The following is a 19,717-nucleotide window of genomic DNA, read 5'->3' as shown; positions in this document are numbered from 1 at the left end:
ACTTTAAAAAAAATGAATTTAAGTTAAAAGCACTGCAAAATAGTAAAAAAATTGATAGTATGGTATTTAACACTACCTTTGCAAAAAATTAAAAATACTTTATTGTTTGATTTTAAGCGCATAATGATTTTGGTTAGCCAAAATCTAAAATCTAAAATCTGCAATCTAAAATCAAAAAAATGAATAATATTGTTGCGATAGTAGGAAGACCTAATGTGGGGAAATCAACCCTTTTTAATAGGCTGATACAAAGAAGAGAAGCTATTGTAGATTCAGTATCTGGGGTGACCCGAGACAGAAACTACGGTAAAAGCGAGTGGAACGGAAAAGAATTTTCTGTAATTGATACCGGAGGATATGTCCGTGGATCGGATGACGTTTTCGAAGGTGAAATCCGTAAGCAAGTAGAATTGGCCATCGATGAGGCCGATGTCATTATTTTTGTGGTGGATGTCGAAGAAGGCATAACGCCAATGGATGATGCTGTAGCCAAAATGTTGCGCAAGATTACAAAGCCAGTTTTATTGGCTGTAAATAAGGTTGATAATGCGATGCGCGAAAAAGATGCGGTCGAATTTTATAACCTTGGGTTGGGCGAATATTTTACATTTGCCAGCATTTCTGGAAGTGGAACAGGGGATTTATTAGATGCTTTGATCGATGCTTTTCCAGACAAACCTGAACCTGCAAAAGAAGAAGTAGTTTTGCCTCGTTTTGCCGTTGTGGGTCGTCCGAATGCTGGAAAATCAAGCTTTATTAATGCATTGATTGGAAAAGATCGTTTTATGGTGACGGACATTGCGGGAACTACTCGTGATGCGATCGATACCAAATTCGACCGTTTTGGATTTGAATTTAACTTGGTCGATACTGCCGGAATTCGACGCAAAGCGAAAGTGAAAGAAGATTTGGAATTTTATTCCGTGATGCGTTCGGTTCGAGCCATTGAACACGCCGATATTTGCATTTTAGTAATTGATGCCACTCGTGGATTCGAAGGTCAAGATCAAAGTATTTTTTGGCTAGCCGAAAAAAACCGAAAAGGTGTCGTGATTTTGGTAAACAAATGGGATTTGGTCGAAAAAGACACGATGTCTACCCGTGATTACGAAGAAAAAATCCGAAAAGAATTGATGCCATTTACCGATGTGCCTATTCTTTTTGTTTCGGCATTGACCAAACAACGTTTGTTGAAAGCCCTGGAAGCTACCGTACAAGTTTATGAAAACCGTCAACAACGAATCGCCACTTCAAAATTCAATGAATTTATGTTGAAAGTGATTGAAGCCTATCCACCGCCAGCGACAAAAGGAAAATATGTGAAAATCAAATATTGTATGCAATTGCCAACATTAACACCACAATTTGTGTTTTTTGCCAATATGCCGCAATATGTAAAGGAACCTTACAAACGGTATCTTGAAAACAAAATCAGAGAAAACTGGGATTTCTCAGGAGTTCCCATCGATATTTATATTAGAGAAAAATAAACTTGAAATCCCGAGCCATCGGGATTTTTTATGGGTAATAGTAGGTAAAAGGGATACGATTTTTACTAAAAAAAACGTTTGTATTAATGTTTTATATTTATCTTTAAACCTTTGTGCTTTTTCTGAGTCAAAGTCTTTTTTATCCTGAATTCTACATGTCTAAATATTTTTGTTTTTCTATACTTTTCTTTTTTTTACTTACGTCAAATGCGCAAAATGATATCAATGTCAGCGGAACCGTTTTAGACATCAATACTCAATTGCCTATTGAGTTTGCTACCGTATTTTTTTCAAATGTTAAAGATTCGACGGTAATTGATTATACTACTACGGATAAAAATGGGGTATTTAAATTGAATACAAAAAAATACGAAACCCCAGTTTTTTTAAAAGTAAATCATACGGATTATCAGACTTTTGTCGAAGAACAACCTAGCCTTTTAGAAAATAAAAATTTCGGAAAATTATATTTATTAAACAACAAATACGCCTTGAATGATGTTGTTATTGTACAGGAAGTTCCGGTTCGAATAAAAAAAGATACCTTAGAATTTAATGCTGCCTCATTTAAAGTCCGTCCGGATGCCAATGTAGAAACCTTATTAAAGCAATTGCCCGGAGTTGATATTGATAGTGATGGTAAAATCACCGTAAACGGCAAAGATGTGACTCAGTTTTTGGTCAACGGCAAGCCATTTTTTGATAAAGACGGTGCAATGGCATTGAAAAATTTGCCGGCGGACATTATCAGTAAAATTCAGGTCTCCGATTTCAAAACCAAAAAAGAAGAATTGGCAAAACAAGAATCAACTTCCGACTTTGCGAGCATCAATATTACAATTGACGAAAAGAAAAACAAAGGTGTTTTTGGTAAATTTTTAGCGGGGTACGGGTCTAGTGATCGGTATGAGAGTAGCTTTATTTTAAACTTTTTTAATAACAAACAGAAAATAAGTGTTCTCGCTTCCTCTAATAACATAAATGCAACTGGTTTTTCGATGGACGACGTGTTTGATAATATGGGAGGAGGACGGAATAACAGAAAAGATGTTACAGCATCGGCAGGAGGAAAGGGTATTACACAATCTAATATTGCCGGCTTCAGTTATTCTGACGAATGGTCGAAAAAAATGGAAGCAGTAGGAAGCTATGATTTTAAGAATACTACGAACACCAATGAAAGCAAAGCAAAACAACTTAACTTTTTGCCGGCGGGAGCCAATATAACCGATTCAGAATCTAAAACTAAAAACGAAAATACTACCAATAAAACAAATTTTGAATTAGAATATAAAATAAACCCTACAACGAGACTGATCTTTACACCAAATTTAAGTCAAGGTCATTCAAATAATAGCACTATTTTTTCCAGTGATACTCAAAACGATAAAGGAGAGGCATTAAATGAAAGTGATTCAAGATCAACCAGAGACAACAATAATTTTCTTTTTGGGAACACCATCAATTTCAATAAAGTGTTCAAGAAAAAGTCCCGAAATCTAAGTTTTGTTTTTACCAACACCAATAGTGCGAATGATTCCGACGCATTGATTGTCTCCAAAACTGTTTTTTTTGTAAATAACAGACCCAATATTGAGCGAAATCAGAATAGTTTGACCAACACAACTTTAGGGTCGTATTCAGCCGATTTAGAATTTACAGAACCAATTACGGACTCTTTGCGTGTTAGAGTTGGAGTAGATTTAGATTGGAGTAGGGACGAAAATGACTTGAAAACCTATGATTTTGATAGTGCGTCCCAATCCTATACCGATTTAAATGAGTCGCAATCTAATTTTTTATCGTCAAGTCGAAATTCGGTGCGGCCGAAAGTGGGTGTGACTTACGAGAAAAACAAGTACACCTTTAATTTCAATTCGAGTACCTCTGTGACGGATTATGACAATCATTCCTTGTACTTGAATAAAGCAACAGATTTGAATCAAAAGTATTTTCTTCCCTTTACCAATGTACAAATTAGATATAAAATAAGTCGTTCTAAGTATTTCTCGATGAAATACGATTATAGTAATTCGCTTCCCACGCCATTGCAATTGATGCCTGTTGCGAATTTGGCAAATCCGTTAAACACCATTATTGGTAATCCAAATTTGAATCCCACTGAAACGCAAACGGCTAGTATTAGTTTCAAAAACTATAATTTTAGAGCTCGAACAGGCTATAATATTTATTTAAAATCAGATTTTTATCAGAATGAAATCGTATCGACTGCGATATTTGATGCCAATGGAAAAAAAACCACTACTTATTTCAATATCGATGATACTTTTTCGACCTCATTTGGCGGAAACTGGAATCAGAGCATCAAAAAAGAGGCTCACGTCCTGCGGTATGGTCTTTCTTTAAATGGAAATTATTCTTTTGACAAAGGATTTACAAATGCGGTATTTTTTAGTACTCGTGCCATTAGAGTGACGCCTGGAATTTATGGAAGTTATGATTATGGAGAACTTTTAACTATTGCGCCCTCGTATCGGTTTACTTACAACGAGACTCGATATGAAAATTATTTGATCGATGCCAATTCGACTGTTTTGCACAATGTAAATTTGCAAACGACTACCTATTGGCCAGAAAATTGGGTTTTCGGGAATGATTTTGGTTATACTTACAATTCTAATATTTCAAGTGAATTCAAAAAGGATTTCTTTTTGTGGAATACCAGTTTGTCGTATAGTTTTTTTGATAAGAAGATGATGTTGAAAATGAAAGTCTATGATGTTTTAAATCAGAATCAAAGCGTTACCCGAAATTTGTCGCCCACAGCAATTCGCGATGAAGAAAATACAGTTCTCAAACGCTATGCTATGTTTTCACTAACTTATAAAATGGGAGAATTTCGCGGTAAAAAGAAAAAGGGCAAGGAACGTGAAAAGCAGAAAGACGAGGATGAAATTTAATCTCAATTAAACCATTTTTTAATTGCAGTGTCTAAAAAGTATAACTTAAAAAAAACATAAAATGAAAAATTTATTTATTGCAGTACTACTACTAGTTGGAGTTTCTAATTATTCGCAAGAAGCAAATGCTCCTAAAAACAAAAAAGAAAAAGGTTCGAAAGAAATGAAATCTCCCGAGCAAAGAAACGAAGCTATGTTGGCTAAAATGACTACCGAATTGAATTTAGATGCGAAACAACAAGCGCAAATCAAACCGATTATTGCAGAGCAAAGTGTGAAAATGGACGCAATGCGAGCTCAAATGAAAGCCAATAAAGAGAATAATGTTGAGCTTTCAGATGCGGATAAAAAGGAGATGAGAAAAAAACGTATGGCAGATAAAGAAGCAACCGACAACAAGATTAAAGCCATATTGACTCCAGATCAATTTGTAAAATACCAAGCAATGCAAGAAGCTGGAAAAGCAAAAATGCAGGACCTGCAAAAACAAAAAGCGGGAGAATAAAGAAACCTTTTTTAATTTTGCTGAAAAGTCCCAACTTATATTGTAAGAAGGGACTTTTTTTAGGCTGTCTTTTACAGATAAATTTTGTGAAAAAATGTAAAGCGAATGATGTCCCGGTCAAAATAATCAACGCCGCTGGCACGTTGTTGAAAACTCTTTAAATAACCCAATTCAATGGCGATATTTTTGTTAACACCATAATGTAAGGCAGCATAAATTCGGTTTTGGTCAAAGGTATTTTTTATTATATTTTTTCCGCCATTGATCATTAGTTCGTCATAAATAATGGCTTTAAGAAATTGATGTTCTTTTTTCCAAAAAGTATAATCTCCTTGAATTCGATATCTAAATCTCCAAAAAAAAGTCGTTCCTGGCAGTAATTCCTCCTTATTTGCATTTTGAAAAAATCGTTCTTCCACCTGAAAACGTTGTTGCAAACTAAAGTTCTTAAACTCTTGCTTCCAAATCAAATCTTGTTGACCACGGTATTCAGGCAGATTAAAGTCAGGTTGGATCTCGGGATCTTGAGTAGCGGTAGAAAAATAGGCAAATCCCGCTCCTAGTTCAATTTCAGGATTCATTTTAAACCGCCCTTGAATTCGAAACTCATATAGGTTTTCTTTGACTGGGTTTAAAAAGATACGATTGTCAAATTCAGAATGTACAGTCCATTTGTCGTTTAAGGTCAAAATATTGTAATATCGGGTCCAAAGCAAACTTTGGTGATCTACATTTTTTTCGGTTTGGGCATGTAAAGTAAAACAAATAAATACTAAATAATAAATTCTTAAATGCCTCATTTTTTTAAATTTGACGGCAAATATATAATTAATTCTATAAAAATGGTAGAGTTTAAAAATATTTTTTATTTATTAATCAAAGAAGCAATGGTAATACTTTCCATCGCGGCCAAGGTCTTTTCTCGAACGGCAATAAATCCTAGTCTTAATAGGCATTCCGACTCGGTTTTGCAGTCCAAACAAGGCTCGTAAAAATTTAAGGAAGCACAAGGAAGAAGCGCAATTGCACCATCAAATAAGCGATGAATATCCGCCAGTGTGATGGTGTTTTTGGATTTTATGAGATAGTAACCGCCTAATTTTCCTTGTTTGCTACTCACAAAATGCCCCCTTTTAAGCTCCAATAAGATTTGTTCCAAAAACTTTTTGGGAATATTGGCAGCTTCAGCAATTTCAACAGTTCGGGCAATATAACCTTCCTCTTGCTGGGCTAAAAATAGCAAAGCTTTAAGCGCATATTTTGTTTTTTGTGATAGCATTAATTTTAAATAGGATGGTTTATAGACTGAATACTAATCCCGAAGCCTCGGGACCGAATACCGATTACTTAATTCTACCAACTTCCGCTGCTTCCACCGCCAGAAAATCCTCCTCCGCCGAAACCGCCTCCAAAGCCGCCACCACCAAATCCTCCTCCAGAAGAGCCTCCGCCAAATCCGCCGGAACCGCCGCCAAATCCGCCACGACCCAAATTACTTAAAATAATGACATCTAGCAAACTTGGTCCGCCACCGCCAGAATTTCCTGAATTTCCTCCTCCGCCTCTTTTATTTTTGGAAGCAAGAACGAGAATAATTACCACAATGATAATCAGTGGTAAAATTGGAAAATTTTTGTTTTTATTTTGTTTTCTCTCGCCTTTGTATTTGCCTTTGAAAACATCAAACAGCGCATCGGCACCTTTGTCTAAACCTCTGTAATAACTTCCGGCTTTAAATTCAGGAATGATAATGTTTCTGATTATTTCACCGCCAATACCAGCTGTCAGTCGGTCTTCCAATCCATAGCCAGGGTTGATGGCAATTTTTCTTTCGGCTTTTGCCAATAAAATAACGACGCCGTTATCGTCTTTTTCTGTTCCGCCAATCCCCCAAGTTTGTCCCCATTTTGTGGCTAAAAGACTTACATCTTCGCCTTTCAGACTTTCGATGGTAATGACTACAATTTGAGTCGTTGTCGAATCAGAATAGCGAATGAGTTTTTCTTCTAATTGTGCTTTTTCATCTGCACTTAGCACCTTGGCATAATCATAAACCGAAGTTTGAAAACTAGGTTTTTCTGGAATTGTAAATTGTGCAAAACTGACAGTGAAAGTAAAAAAACCAAGTAAAAAAAAGGTAAACGGAAAAATCCCTGTAGAATTTGGAATTATATTTTTGGAATTTTTCATTTTTTAACCTTTAGATATTTCGTTTGATAATTCATTCGTGTCACTTTCGTGATAAGGGAAGTAGTGTTGCAATTTTTCACCAGCTCTTGTGATTCCGTCTATTAATCCTTGCTTGAAGTTTCCAGACTTGAATTGGGTCGCCATAACATCTTTGGTACAATCCCAGAAATCGGCAGGAACAACTTCGTTGATGCCTTTGTCACCACAAATTACAAATTGATGATCTTCTACGGCAACATAAATCAAAACCCCATTTTTGAGTTCGGTGGCATCCATTCCTAAATCGTGAAAAACTTCCAAAGCTCGGTCATAATGAGCTTTGGAAGTTGTTTTTTCTATATGAACTCGAATTTCGCCAGAAGTTTCTTTTTCAGCCATACGGATAGCTTCAACAATCGCTTGTTCTTCTTCTTTGGTTAAAAAATCTTCTACTTTTGACATTGGTGAAATTTTTGAATGAAGATAAACGATTTTTGATTACAGAATTAAAACCTCTAAAATCAAAAATCGTTAATCGAAAATCTGAAATCGTTTTTAGAATTTTACTTCAACTGGTTTTTCAGCTCCTGCAACTGCTTGAAAATAAGCTTTTTCTTTAAATCCAAAAATCCCTGCGAACAATGAATTTGGAAAGGTTTTAATATGCGTGTTATACGGTTTAACCGCTTCGTTAAAACGCGTTCTAGCTGTTAGAATTTGATTCTCTGTACTTGCCAATTCGTCTTGTAGTTTCAAGAAATTCGCATTGGCTTTCAATTCTGGATAGGCTTCAACAGTTAATAATAATTTAGATAATGAACTACTTACACCACTTTGTGCTTGGTTAAATTGTGCCAATTGCTCCGGTGTAATATTTTTTGGATCCACAGTTACTGATGTAGCTTTTGCTCTAGCCTCGATTACGGCTGTCAAAGTTCCTTTCTCGAAATCAGCAGCTCCTTTTACGGTATTTACCAAGTTGCCTATAAGGTCATTTCTTCTTTGGTAAGACGTTTGTACGTCACCCCAAGATTGTTCTACAGTTTGATCTAAAGTCACTGCAGTGTTGTTTATTCCTTTAACCCAGCCATAAATTCCGAAAATCACGACTGCTCCAATAATCCAAGGTAAAAATTTTTTAAAATCCATTTTTGTTTAATTTAAAGTTTAGTATTTATTTTCTGTTTTTAAAATCTGCAATCAAAAATCTGCAATCAAAAATCTGCAATCAAAAATCTATAGTTCATTCTTGATATTCGTCAACTGTACTTTTATGCTTTCCAGTTTGCTGATAATGTCAAACTTGTCCAATGTTTTCTTTTGTCCTTCTTTCAAATGTGTTCTGGCACCTTCGAGCGTGAAGCCTCTTTCTTTCACCAAATGATATATCAATTGCAGATTTTTCACATCTTCGGGTGTAAACATCCGGTTGCCTTTGGCATTTTTCTTGGGTTTCAGGATGTCAAATTCACTATCCCAAAAGCGAATAAGTGAAGCATTGACATCAAAGGCTTTAGCCAATTCCCCAATGCTGTAATATCTTTTGTCTTTGGATAACTCTATGTGCATATCTATGATTTAGTTCAATTATTTTTGTAAATTCCTCCCTCTTCAAACTTCCCTCTTCAAACTTCCCTCTTCAAACTTCCCTCTCCCAGCTTTTACTAGTCAAACGACTGATTTTCCTGATCGGCTAATTGTGCAATAGCAACATATTCCACCGCCGAAATATTGCCGTAATAAAAGTTCAACGGATTCACTACTTTCCCATTTTTGTGCACTTCATAATGCAAATGAGGCCCTTCTGACCTTCCTGTGCTTCCTACATAACCTATAATGTCACCTCGCTGAATACGTTGACCCGCTCTACATTTGTATTTGCTAAGGTGCGCATATAAAGTTTCATATCCAAATCCGTGTCGAATTACGATGTGATTGCCAAATCCCGAAGCGGTGTTATCGGCTCTTTCTACAACTCCATCACCTGTGGCAAATATTGGTGTTCCTGTTTTGGCTGTAAAATCCATTCCCTCGTGCATTTTTCTAGCCTTGGTAAAAGGATCTGTTCGATATCCAAAACCAGAAACCATACTTTTCAAATTTTCATTTTTCACTGGCTGAATTGCAGGAATCGCAGCCAATAATTTATCTTTTGCTTTGGCCATTTTCAAAATTTCATCCAACGATTTCGACTGAATAGCAAGCTCTTTTTGAAGGACATCGATTCTTTTGGTAGTGTACATCACCAATTTTGAATTGTCAAATCCTTCTAATTCCTTATAGCGATTCGCTCCCTTATAACCTGATTTACGTTCCTCGAGCGCGATAGGCGAAGCGTTAAAATAGACCCGATACAAATTGTTGTCGCGATCCTCGATTTGGTCAATTACATTTTCAATTTGATCTATTTTTTTATTCAAAATGGCATAACGAATTTTCAAATTTTCAAGTTCTCTCGCCTGAATTCTGTTTTTCGGGGTTTCAAAATATGGAGTATTCAGCAAAAACACTACACTTAAAAAACCAAACAAGGCCGAGGCCACTAAAAACAAAAAAACAACGCCAATTTTCTTTCTCGTTTTAGTAATAATCTTTCTATAGGCTAGATTTTCGGAATCGTAATAATATTTTACTTTCGCCATATTTTAAAATACCCTATTTTTGCACATCGAAAAAAGTTAGTCGAACAAATTTAATAAATGTTTCAGGTTTTTCTCGTCTTTTTGCATAATTTTATCAAAAGGCCAAAATCTGCCAACTGAAATCTGCCAACTGCAAACTTTTTTTCGTGCCTTTTCCAGCTATTCGTTGCAAGTTCTCGTCTTGAAAATCTTTTTTTCTAATGAGCCAGCAGGAGCTTCCTTTGGTCGCTCTGCCATCTCAAGAAAAAATAGATTTCAAAACTTCGAAGCTTTCCACTATTATCTGGGGCAAAATGACAAAAAGACAAATAAAAAACTCTGTGCCTTAAAGCATTAGTGGCAAATAACTAAAAAATGAGGATGAGATTGCTTCATTCCTCGCAATGATATTATGAAATCACAAGACGTACGCAAACAATTTCTAGATTTTTTCGAAAGCAAAGGACACTTAATCGTTCCTTCAGCTCCGATAGTGCTTAAAAATGATCCAACCCTGATGTTCAACAACTCGGGAATGGCACAGTTCAAGGAATATTTCCTTGGCAACGGAACACCGAAAAGCAAAAGAATTGCCGATACGCAAAAATGTCTTCGCGTTTCAGGAAAGCATAATGATTTGGAGGAAGTTGGAATTGACACTTACCACCATACGATGTTCGAAATGTTGGGCAACTGGTCCTTTGGCGATTATTTCAAAAAAGAAGCCATCAACTGGGCTTGGGAATTGTTGACCGAAGTCTATAAAATACCAAAAGACATTTTATACGTTTCCGTTTTTGAAGGAAATGCAGACGAAAACGTGCCTTTCGACCAAGAAGCCTATGATATTTGGAAAACCTTAATCGATGAAGACCGTATAATTCTAGGAAACAAAAAAGACAATTTCTGGGAAATGGGTGATCAAGGACCTTGTGGCCCGTGTTCCGAAATTCACGTAGACATTCGTTCTGCCGAAGAAAAAGCATTGGTTTCTGGAAAATCATTGGTAAACAATGACCATCCTCACGTAGTCGAGATTTGGAATAACGTTTTTATGGAATTCAACCGTAAAGCCGATGGTTCGTTAGAAAAATTACCAGCACAACACGTCGATACTGGAATGGGATTCGAAAGATTGTGTATGGTTTTGCAAGGCGTTCAATCGAATTATGATACGGATGTTTTCACGCCGCTTATCAAAGAAATCGAGTTAATCACCGGAACAAAATACACGATCAAGGCTTCCAATGAACAAGAAGATAAAGTAAATATTGCCATTCGTGTGATTGCCGATCACGTTCGTGCTGTAGCGTTCGCTATTGCCGATGGTCAGTTGCCTTCGAATACGGGTGCAGGTTATGTGATTCGTAGAATTTTGCGTCGCGCCATTCGTTACGGTTTTACGTTTTTGGGTACCAAAGAACCTTTTATTTTTAAATTGGTCGAAACATTGAGTCACCAAATGGGAGATTCATTCCCAGAAATAAAATCACAAAAAACACTTTGCAGCAACGTGATTCGCGAAGAAGAAAATTCTTTTTTAAGAACTTTGGATCAAGGTTTGGTTTTATTGGAAAACATTATTACCAATTCAAATGACACCGTTATTTCTGGAAAAAAAGCTTTCGAATTGTTTGATACTTATGGTTTTCCAATCGACCTGACGGCTTTGATTCTTTCGGAAAAAGGATTGAGTTTAGATGAAACCGCTTTCGAAGCCGAATTGCAAAAACAAAAGGAACGTTCTCGTGCAGCATCCAAAGTAAAAGCGGGAGATTGGCAAATTTTAGCGGATGATGATGAGCAAGAATTTATAGGCTACGATTATACCGAAGCCAAAGTTAAAATTACCAAATACAGAAAAGTAGATAGTGTAAAAGACGGTGAAATTTACCAATTGGTGTTCAATATGACGCCATTTTATCCAGAAGGAGGAGGACAGGTTGGAGATGTTGGAGTGCTGGAAACCGCCAACGGAGATGTGATTTATATCATTGATACCAAAAAGGAAAACAACCAGATCATTCATTTTGCCAAAGAATTGCCTGAGAATTTAAGCGAAATTTTCAAAGTTATTGTTGGCCCAGATTTAAGACGCAAATCGGCTGCAAATCACTCGGCGACCCACTTGATGCATCAAGCGTTGCGGACTGTTTTGGGAACTCACGTAGAGCAAAAAGGATCTTTGGTTAATCCGAAAGCGCTGCGCTTCGACTTTTCTCATTTTTCTAAAATGACAGACGAGGAATTAAGTCAGGTAGAAGATTTTGTGAATGCAAGAATTCAAGAACAATTGCCTTTGATCGAAAGAAGAAGTATTCCTATCCAGCAAGCTTTAGACGAAGGCGCAATGGCTTTGTTTGGAGAAAAATATGGCGACACTGTTCGCGCCATCAAATTTGGTGAAAGTATGGAGTTGTGTGGTGGAATTCACGTGAAGAATACCGCCGAAATTTGGCATTTCAAAATTGTTTCGGAAGGTGCAGTGGCAGCGGGAATTCGTCGTATCGAAGCGATTACTAGCGATGCGGTGCAAACGTATTTTGAAAACCAAGAAAGCACTTTGATAGCCGTTAAGAATGCATTGAAAAATCCTCAAGATGTGATCAAAGCCGTTCAATCGCTACAAGACGACAATGCGAAATTGAAAAAACAATTAGAAGGACTGTTGAAAGACAAAGCCAAAAATATGAAAGGCGAATTGGCTCAAGAATTACAGGAAATTAATGGAATTCAATTCTTGGCAAAACAAGTCGATTTGAGTCCGGAAGGAGCTAAAGATTTGGCGTATGAGCTGGGAACTTTAGGTGCCAATATTTTCCTAGTTTTGGCCACAACCACCGAAGACAAACCAATGTTGAGTTGCTATATTTCGAAAGAATTAGTTGCCGATAAAAATTTGAACGCAGGGCAGGTGGTTCGTGAATTGGGTAAATTCATTCAAGGCGGAGGAGGAGGTCAACCATTTTTCGCTACGGCAGGAGGAAAAAATGTGACAGGAATTCCTGAAGCTTTGGCAAAAGCTATTGATTTTGTGAAGTAAAAATTCAATTAAATATAATAACTAACAAAGGGTTTGACAATTGAATGTCAAACCCTTTTTTTAGTTAAAATCGGAGCCTTATTTAGGCTGAGCAGCTTCTTTTTGAGCTTTCTGAGCTTTTTGAGCTCCTTTGAAAGCTTTGAACTTTTCGTCACCTAATTTTTCTTTTAAATTGTCATTTTCAGAGATGACAAACTCTCTATCCTTAGCTTTTCTCTCTTCATCGGACAATGAAGTATCTTCTTTTAATTTTCTAGAAAATGCAGAGCGCGCCGCAGCACTTTTACGAACAAGTTGCTGTTCTTCAGCCGTAAGACCAGCGACTTTGAATGCCTCTTGCAAATCGGCTTCTTTTTTAGCTTTAGCAGCTTCTTTTTCTTCCTTAGACATTGTTTTTTCTTGTGGAGCTTTGTCCGCAGTTTTTTCTTGAGCTTGAACTGCAGTAAAAGAAATGCAGAATGCAAATAATGTTGCAAATAAATTTTTCATTTTGTGTTTGATTTTTGGGTTAATTAATAGTACTATTTTAGTACAATGTTGGACAAATATAAAAAAATAATTGGAGGCTATTTTCAAAAAAATAATTTTTAATTCCTTTTTAAGATGTTGGACAGTACGAATCAGAAATCTTGCGTCAAAAATGAAAAATCATGTTTTTAGTTCGTAGTTTATCCGAAAAAATGGGTTTGTATCGGCAAAAATTGCTGTCCTTATTTTTTTGAAGTTGATTTGCGAACCAAATCAGCAAGCTGATTTTTTGAAGAGAATCCGTATTCAACTTTTATGAAAGCAGCTTTACCCTATATTTTAATTTTAGTCTTGGTTTTTAACACGCTTTGTTCTTGTTCCACCGAAACTGTAGAACAAGTGCCAATGCTAAAAAGCATCGTTGAGATTTCCCTAGATGGCTCTTCGACGACAACCAGCCTCCGTTATAATGCGAATAAAATTGTAAGTATCGATATGGCAGATACTTTTTTAGAGTTTCAGTATTCCGAAAATTTTATTACAAAAATTATTGAAACCAATAAAATATCATCTCAAAAAAACACCCTCGATTATACATATGTGAACGGTGTTTTAAGCAAAATCACTTCGTCTGCTCATTACGAAATCATTTACAAATCGAATAAAGACGGAACAATCTCTTATGAAAAATGGAGTAAAGACGCTACTAATTTGGCAGTGCGGGATTATTATGGAACTTTGGTTTTTCAGAATGAAAATCTAGTCAAAATAGAAAAAACAGTAGAGGACAAACAGAAAAAAATGCTCCTAACAACGACTGTAAATTGTGCTTTCGATAATCAAAAAAATGCCTTGCGAAACATTTTGGGTTTCGATAAATTATTAGATTTTTCCAACTCCATTTCGCTCAATAATTGCATCCTAAGCACTCAAAGTACTACTGAAAAGTATTTAGATGACAATCAGATTGTATCTTCCATAAAAAGATGGGACAGTAAAATTCAATACAATTCCGATGGATATCCCACTGAAATTGTTTCAGAAAAAGGGTTCTTTGGCCAAGCCAACGCGAAACATTTAAAGTCACAATTATTCTACAATTAATTTTTATCTTTGAAAAAAGATTCAATGCAATTCCGAACTAAAATTTCCATTCCACAAAGCGATTTCAAAATTGATTACCATTCCAAGATTGTGTCAATTGGTTCCTGTTTTGCTGTGAATATGGCAGATAAGTTCGACTATTTCAAGTTCGAAAATACGTGCAATCCTTTTGGGATTATTTTTAATCCCGTTTCTATCGAAAAAATGATGTATCGCATCCTGAATCAAAATTTTTTTACAGAGGAAGACATTTTTTTTCATAACGAACTTTGGCATTGTTACGAGCTGCATTCTGATTGCAGTAATCCGAATAAAGACGAATTTCTCGTGAATTTGAATGCTGTTTTGAAAACTTCATTGACACAACTATTTCAAGCTTCGCATATAATAATCACCTATGGAACTTCTTGGGTGTATCGAAATATTGAAAGCAATACTATTGTGGCCAATTGTCATAAAGTGCCTCAGTCAGCATTTTCAAAAGAACTTTTAACTGTTGCAACGATTGAAAAATCCATTCAAAACACCATCGATTTCATTCGGAAAATCAATCCAAGTGCCAAGTTTATTTTTACCGTTTCGCCAGTTCGGCATCTCAAAGACGGTTTTGTCGAAAATCAAATCAGTAAAGCGCATTTAATTACAGCAATTTATCAAATTTTGGAATCTGAAATCTGCAATCTAAAATCTGCAACCTACTTTCCTTCCTACGAAATCATGATGGACGAACTGCGCGATTATCGTTTTTATGCAGAAGATATGATTCATCCCAGCCCAATGGCAATAGATTACATCTGGCAACGATTCGCCCAAACCACAATTTCTGAAGCTACTCATTCGATAATGAATGAAGTCGAAACCATCCAAAAAGGATTAGCGCATAGACCATTCCATCCGCATTCAGAACAACATCAAAAGTTCTTGGATTCTTTGAATCAAAAAATTGCTTTTTTGAAGAAAAAAATGCCTCATTTACGATTTTAGTCAAAATACGTAATTTGCCGTATTGACGCACTTCATTAATAATCAGAGATTTGTTTTTATTATTAACCAATAAAACTTCTGATTATGAAAACTTCAATTTTAAAAACAGTACTTGTTTTTTTAGTTGTACCATTTGTATCTTGTACGAATGATGATTCAACTGACAGTTCAACTGCTACTTCTGCAGATAAAACCAGCTTCAAATTAAATGGGACGCTCATTACAGCCGATGAGTCAACGGCAACGCATTATACCAACTCCGTTGCCGGCGGTAAATATATAGACGTATTTGTAAGCAAGGGTGGCAAAGACGTACTGGAATTCCATTTTCCAGCTGTCGCGGGAACCTATCCTGCCCAACAAAATTTTAATATGACTACTTCTTGGCTAACCTATGAAGCCAATGGTGGAGTGGCATTTCCAGCAGATTTCTTCCATTCGACCTCGGGCGAAATCAAAGTGACTACTTTGGATGTAGCAGGCAAGAAAATTCGAGCCACTTTCAATTTTGTGGGCAATAACTCTACAACAAATGCAACCATTACCGAAGGTGTTTTAGTTGTCAATACAATCACTGTTCAATAATGAAGCGGCTATATGTATGCGTAATTGTAATCTGTTTGACAGTTACGACCTCCGTTTTTGCTCAAAAACAACTGCTAACAGATGAAGAACAGGTTGGTGAAATGGTGACCAAAGAAATGGACGAACTCTTTCAATCCAAAGATTTTTTAAAACAAAAGGATAAGAAATTCAAGGATGTCAAAGGTACAATTGTGACCGATATTGGAGTCATTCAAAGCGGTAAAGTGTCTACTTTTTTCAAAGTAGACAGCGATATCAAGAATCCAATGTTTACCAACTTTCTGTCGGACTATGTTTTAGACCATAAATTTTATTTCAAACTTCAAAAACAACAGCGCTATAAGGTGCGCTATTCCATTACTTTTTAATATTACTAACTAAAAACGCAAAAAAAAATGAAAAAATTAGCAACAATTCTGTTAGCTATCTGTTTGATGGCAGCCGGACCCTCATCGGCACAATTTGGAAAATTATTAGATAAAGCTAAAGCAAAAATAAGTGGAGGTGGTTCTGCAGCAGGAAAAAAATCGGGCAGCTTTGCCACCGTTTGGGAATCCGAATTCGAAAATAAAGCGACAAGGTTGGCGGTTTGCGGATACGACGGAGAAATTGTTATTGGTACAGATGATAATTCGGCTTCTGTATTAGACGCAAGTGGGAAAGCCATGTGGAACGGAGATTACAAAAAACTAACCACTAATGGTACCAATAAATCCGAATACCAATACACGCAATGGCGATCTGATAAGGGCGGTTATCTTTTCCTTTTTGATGAACGAAAAATGGGTACCGATAGAGTGGCTTGTTTGGATATTCAAACCGGAAAGGAATTATGGAATTCCGAAGCCTATCAAAACTTGATTCCAAAAGGAACCAAGGCTGAAGATGGAGCCGATCAAGGAGAACTGGAAACTGTAAAATACATCTCGGAATTAGATGCGTTTATGATTTCTCAAAAAGGATCCATTATTTTGGTAAAAGCCAATACAGGCGAAAAAATTTGGGAAACCAATAGATTCAAAGGTGGCGTTGGAAAATACATTTACAACAAAGAAAAAAACGAAATTATTTTGGCCAATTTCAAGCCAACGGCTTTGGGCGCTTTGTTTGCTGGATTCAAAAATCAATTGGTTAGAATCAATGCTTCCAATGGTGAAATATTATGGGACGCAACATTCGTAGGAACAGTAGAAAAAGAATTGGTAACTCGCAGAGCTATATTGGATATGTGGATCAAAGACAACAAAGTTTTTCTATATCTCAATGGTTTAATGGTTTACGATTACAATAACGGGCAAAAACTATGGGAAGCCATTTATGAAAATGATATGGATGGCGGCGGCGGCGGAATGTTCAGTAATACCAAAGAAAAAAAATACTACCGAACCATTGCCGAACCATTATTTACGGATAATGCAGTGTATATCGTGATGCTGGGAACCCGCGACAGAACAAAATATGTCGAAAAACACGATTTATCTTCCGGTAAATTATTATGGGCTACCGAGAAAGTAGCAGGCGCATTTTGTGTTCCGAATATTTACAAAACAGGAAGCAAAGTATTGATACAAATAGGCGGAAAAGTACAAGTTCAAGAGTATCGAATGGAAAGTAGATCAGATGGTATGGGCGGAACATATAAACAGCAAGTGCCCTATATTTATTGGGATTACAAAGCGCAGAAAAACGGCTTGGTTTGTTTGGACGACGCTAACGGGAAATTGGCTTGGCGTTCGGATAAATTCGACAAACGAATTACCGATTTGATTTTATATGAAGATAAAACCGTTTTTGCAGGCGATGGAGACCAGTTTTATTGCTATGAAATTGCTTCAGGAAAATCATTATTCGATGTGAAACACGACGATGCGGGTGTGGGAAAAGCGACAGATGTAATCGATTTTGATGATAAAGTGGTCGTGCTTTCCGAAAAAGGATTGGCGGCTTACAACAAGAAAGACGGCTCAAGAGCATACGCCACCGAAAAAATAAAAGGCGTGGATTATTTTTATCACATAGGAGATAATTATTTCTTGAGAGATCAAAGAAACAGCAAAAACATCATCTACGGAATCGATATGAGCAATGGGGAAACCAAAGGATCGGTGCAATCTAAAGGAAAAGGAGGAAGTCCTCAATATGGTGATGGCATCGATATTACATCCGATGGAGAATACATTTTTGCTTTCAAAGGCAGAAAAGTAGAAAAAATCAAAGTGAACAATTAAGCGTTTTTAGTTGTAATGAAAAGGGTTGTGGATTGATTTTCATAGCCCTTTTCTAATTCAATTCTGCCAAAAACACGATGCTTGATAAACTTAATTTTCTTAATGGTTTAAAAATATTCAAATGAAAAAATCTATATATTTTCTTCTGTATTCTTTGTTCTTTATTCTCGCTTCTGCGCAAGCCCAACAAATTCAATGGGCGAGCAAACTCATTAAATTTTCAACCGATCTGGGAGGGAAACAAAACAGCATCAAACGAATTTTAGGCAAACCCGATGCTTTTCCGCAAGGTGGTGCTTCGGCCAATGCTTGGATGCCCAAAAGAGCTCTCGATGGAAGTGAAACCATAGAAGTGGGTTTCGAAAAACCACAAACCGTAAAACAAGTCGCTGTGTTTGAAAACTTGAATTCGGGTTGCGTGACCAAAATTTCGGTGGACAATGGTTCGGGAAATTATGAAACGGTTTGGACCAGAAAAAGGGATTGGAAAACGCCCACTTTCAAATCGACAGCTTCTGCAGATCACGCGTATTATTTTGGTCGAAAAAGAAGAAAAGTACAAGAGGTTCCTGATGTTTTCAATCCAGGAATCGAATATGCCATTCTACAAAATGCGGTGTCGAATGTTGTGGCTGTCAAAGTCGAATTCAATTTTGCACTATTGCCAGGCGCGAAACAAATAGACGCTATCGGTATTTCGGATTCAGATACTCCTATCGAAGTAAAAATCAATACTATTCCTGTTTTCGACAATTTACCAAAACCGGAATCTTTGGAGTTCGAAAATAGTGAAGTTTCCAATGTAATGGTTTCGCAAGATGGACAAAAAATTTTCTATTCGGCTTTTGCCAATGGCAAAGACGTTGTTTTTTCAAGCCGTAAACAAGCGGACGGAAAGTGGGCAAAACCTCCCGTGGCAGAACCAAGTTTGAGTTTGAATGACGATTATAATTATATGGAATTTTATAGCGATAATTTTATCCTCAAAGGTGGCGTGGAATACACGAAAAACACGACAGAAACAGGTTTTGAATTCTTCGAAAACAAAAACGGAAATTTCCAAAGTCTGAAACCACTGAAAATTGCCGCCTACAACAATTATGAAAAAACCGCCGATATTACCATCACCAACGATGGTAAAATCATAATAATGGGAATCGAAACCGACTTCACCCAAGGTGGAACCGATTTGTATTTTGCCAACCAAAAAGAAGACGGAACTTATGGGCTGCTTCAAAATATGGGTAAAGTCATCAATTCAGCCGCCGATGAGGGAATGCCACAGTTGTTGTCCGATACCAAAACGCTGTTTTTTAGTAGCATCGGTTTCAGTAGTTATGGAAATTATGACATCTATGTTTCTTACCGATTGGACGATAGTTGGAAAAAATGGTCGGAGCCCATCAATCTTGGAAATAAGATAAACAGCGATGGTTTCGAAGGCTCTCCATTTTATGATGAAACCACCGAAATGCTTTATTTTACTAGAATAATAGAAGGAAAATCGGCTATTGGCAGGGTCAAGATTCCAAAAAGTGAGCTGATGAAAAACTGATTTTTGAAATTTAAAAAATACGAATTTTTTCGTATTTTTTTGTT

At 36.5% G+C, this 19,717-nt stretch carries 18 protein-coding genes; 10 read left to right on the top strand and 8 right to left on the bottom strand.

Annotated elements, in window-relative coordinates; all coding sequences use genetic code 11:
• Positions 1-179 precede the first annotated feature (179 nt).
• From der to E1750_RS07450, 3 genes are all read left to right on the top strand, one after another.
• Positions 180-1,490, top strand: coding sequence for a ribosome biogenesis GTPase Der (der, locus tag E1750_RS07460; RefSeq protein WP_133276176.1), 1,311 nt, complete (start codon positions 180-182; stop codon positions 1,488-1,490).
• A gap of 155 nt (positions 1,491-1,645) precedes the next feature.
• Positions 1,646-4,411: an outer membrane beta-barrel protein gene (locus E1750_RS07455; protein ID WP_133276175.1), complete on the top strand. Its 2,766-nt coding sequence runs from the start codon at positions 1,646-1,648 to the stop codon at positions 4,409-4,411.
• A 61-nt stretch (positions 4,412-4,472) separates the two neighbouring features.
• Positions 4,473-4,916, top strand: a complete 444-nt coding sequence (locus E1750_RS07450) for a hypothetical protein (protein ID WP_133276174.1) — start codon at positions 4,473-4,475, stop codon at positions 4,914-4,916.
• Between the two features lie 71 nt (positions 4,917-4,987).
• Here the strand turns inward: E1750_RS07450 and E1750_RS07445 are convergent, their stop codons facing one another.
• From E1750_RS07445 to E1750_RS07415, 7 genes are all read right to left on the bottom strand, one after another.
• Complete coding sequence (locus E1750_RS07445; RefSeq protein WP_133276173.1) at positions 4,988-5,716, bottom strand: DUF2490 domain-containing protein; 729 nt, start codon at positions 5,714-5,716, stop codon at positions 4,988-4,990.
• A gap of 65 nt (positions 5,717-5,781) precedes the next feature.
• Positions 5,782-6,195 (bottom strand): RrF2 family transcriptional regulator, encoded by a 414-nt coding sequence (locus tag E1750_RS07440; RefSeq protein WP_133276172.1) that lies wholly within the window; start codon positions 6,193-6,195, stop codon positions 5,782-5,784.
• A 74-nt stretch (positions 6,196-6,269) separates the two neighbouring features.
• A complete protein-coding gene (locus tag E1750_RS07435; protein WP_133276171.1) occupies positions 6,270-7,106 on the bottom strand; it encodes a TPM domain-containing protein in 837 nt (278 codons plus the stop codon).
• A 3-nt stretch (positions 7,107-7,109) separates the two neighbouring features.
• On the bottom strand, positions 7,110-7,547 hold the full coding sequence (locus tag E1750_RS07430) for a TPM domain-containing protein (protein WP_133276170.1): 438 nt from the start codon (positions 7,545-7,547) through the stop codon (positions 7,110-7,112).
• Positions 7,548-7,640: 93 nt separating this feature from the next.
• A complete protein-coding gene (locus tag E1750_RS07425; RefSeq protein ID WP_133276169.1) occupies positions 7,641-8,234 on the bottom strand; it encodes a LemA family protein in 594 nt (197 codons plus the stop codon).
• 87 nt (positions 8,235-8,321) lie between these two features.
• Complete coding sequence (locus E1750_RS07420; RefSeq protein WP_133276168.1) at positions 8,322-8,654, bottom strand: MerR family transcriptional regulator; 333 nt, start codon at positions 8,652-8,654, stop codon at positions 8,322-8,324.
• A gap of 95 nt (positions 8,655-8,749) precedes the next feature.
• The gene (locus tag E1750_RS07415) at positions 8,750-9,727 is read right to left on the bottom strand and encodes a M23 family metallopeptidase (protein WP_133276167.1); all 978 of its coding nucleotides are present in this window, start codon (positions 9,725-9,727) and stop codon (positions 8,750-8,752) included.
• 391 nt (positions 9,728-10,118) lie between these two features.
• Between E1750_RS07415 and alaS the strand changes: the two genes are divergently transcribed.
• Positions 10,119-12,749 (top strand): alanine--tRNA ligase, encoded by a 2,631-nt coding sequence (alaS, locus tag E1750_RS07410; RefSeq protein WP_133276166.1) that lies wholly within the window; start codon positions 10,119-10,121, stop codon positions 12,747-12,749.
• A 78-nt stretch (positions 12,750-12,827) separates the two neighbouring features.
• Here alaS and E1750_RS07405 read toward each other — a convergent pair whose 3' ends face one another.
• Entirely contained in the window at positions 12,828-13,238 is a 411-nt protein-coding gene (locus E1750_RS07405) for a hypothetical protein (RefSeq protein ID WP_133276165.1), read from the bottom strand.
• A 294-nt stretch (positions 13,239-13,532) separates the two neighbouring features.
• Here E1750_RS07405 and E1750_RS07400 point away from each other — a divergent pair, with 294 nt between their 5' ends.
• From E1750_RS07400 to E1750_RS07375, 6 genes are all read left to right on the top strand, one after another.
• Entirely contained in the window at positions 13,533-14,321 is a 789-nt protein-coding gene (locus tag E1750_RS07400; RefSeq protein ID WP_133276164.1) for a hypothetical protein, read from the top strand.
• Positions 14,322-14,330: 9 nt separating this feature from the next.
• Positions 14,331-15,305: a GSCFA domain-containing protein gene (locus tag E1750_RS07395; protein ID WP_394346301.1), complete on the top strand. Its 975-nt coding sequence runs from the start codon at positions 14,331-14,333 to the stop codon at positions 15,303-15,305.
• An 84-nt stretch (positions 15,306-15,389) separates the two neighbouring features.
• The gene (locus tag E1750_RS07390) at positions 15,390-15,890 is read left to right on the top strand and encodes a hypothetical protein (RefSeq protein ID WP_133276163.1); all 501 of its coding nucleotides are present in this window, start codon (positions 15,390-15,392) and stop codon (positions 15,888-15,890) included.
• A gap of 35 nt (positions 15,891-15,925) precedes the next feature.
• The gene (locus E1750_RS07385; RefSeq protein WP_133276162.1) at positions 15,926-16,258 is read left to right on the top strand and encodes a hypothetical protein; all 333 of its coding nucleotides are present in this window, start codon (positions 15,926-15,928) and stop codon (positions 16,256-16,258) included.
• Positions 16,259-16,285: 27 nt separating this feature from the next.
• Positions 16,286-18,118, top strand: a complete 1,833-nt coding sequence (locus E1750_RS07380; protein ID WP_133276161.1) for an outer membrane protein assembly factor BamB family protein — start codon at positions 16,286-16,288, stop codon at positions 18,116-18,118.
• Between the two features lie 121 nt (positions 18,119-18,239).
• Entirely contained in the window at positions 18,240-19,673 is a 1,434-nt protein-coding gene (locus E1750_RS07375; RefSeq protein WP_133276160.1) for a PD40 domain-containing protein, read from the top strand.
• Positions 19,674-19,717 lie beyond the last annotated feature (44 nt).

The organism is Flavobacterium nackdongense (genome assembly GCF_004355225.1).
Lineage (GTDB): Bacteria > Bacteroidota > Bacteroidia > Flavobacteriales > Flavobacteriaceae > Flavobacterium > Flavobacterium nackdongense.
The sequence above is the reverse complement of the archived record's forward strand: the minus strand, read 5'-3'. Positions and strand labels throughout refer to the sequence as shown.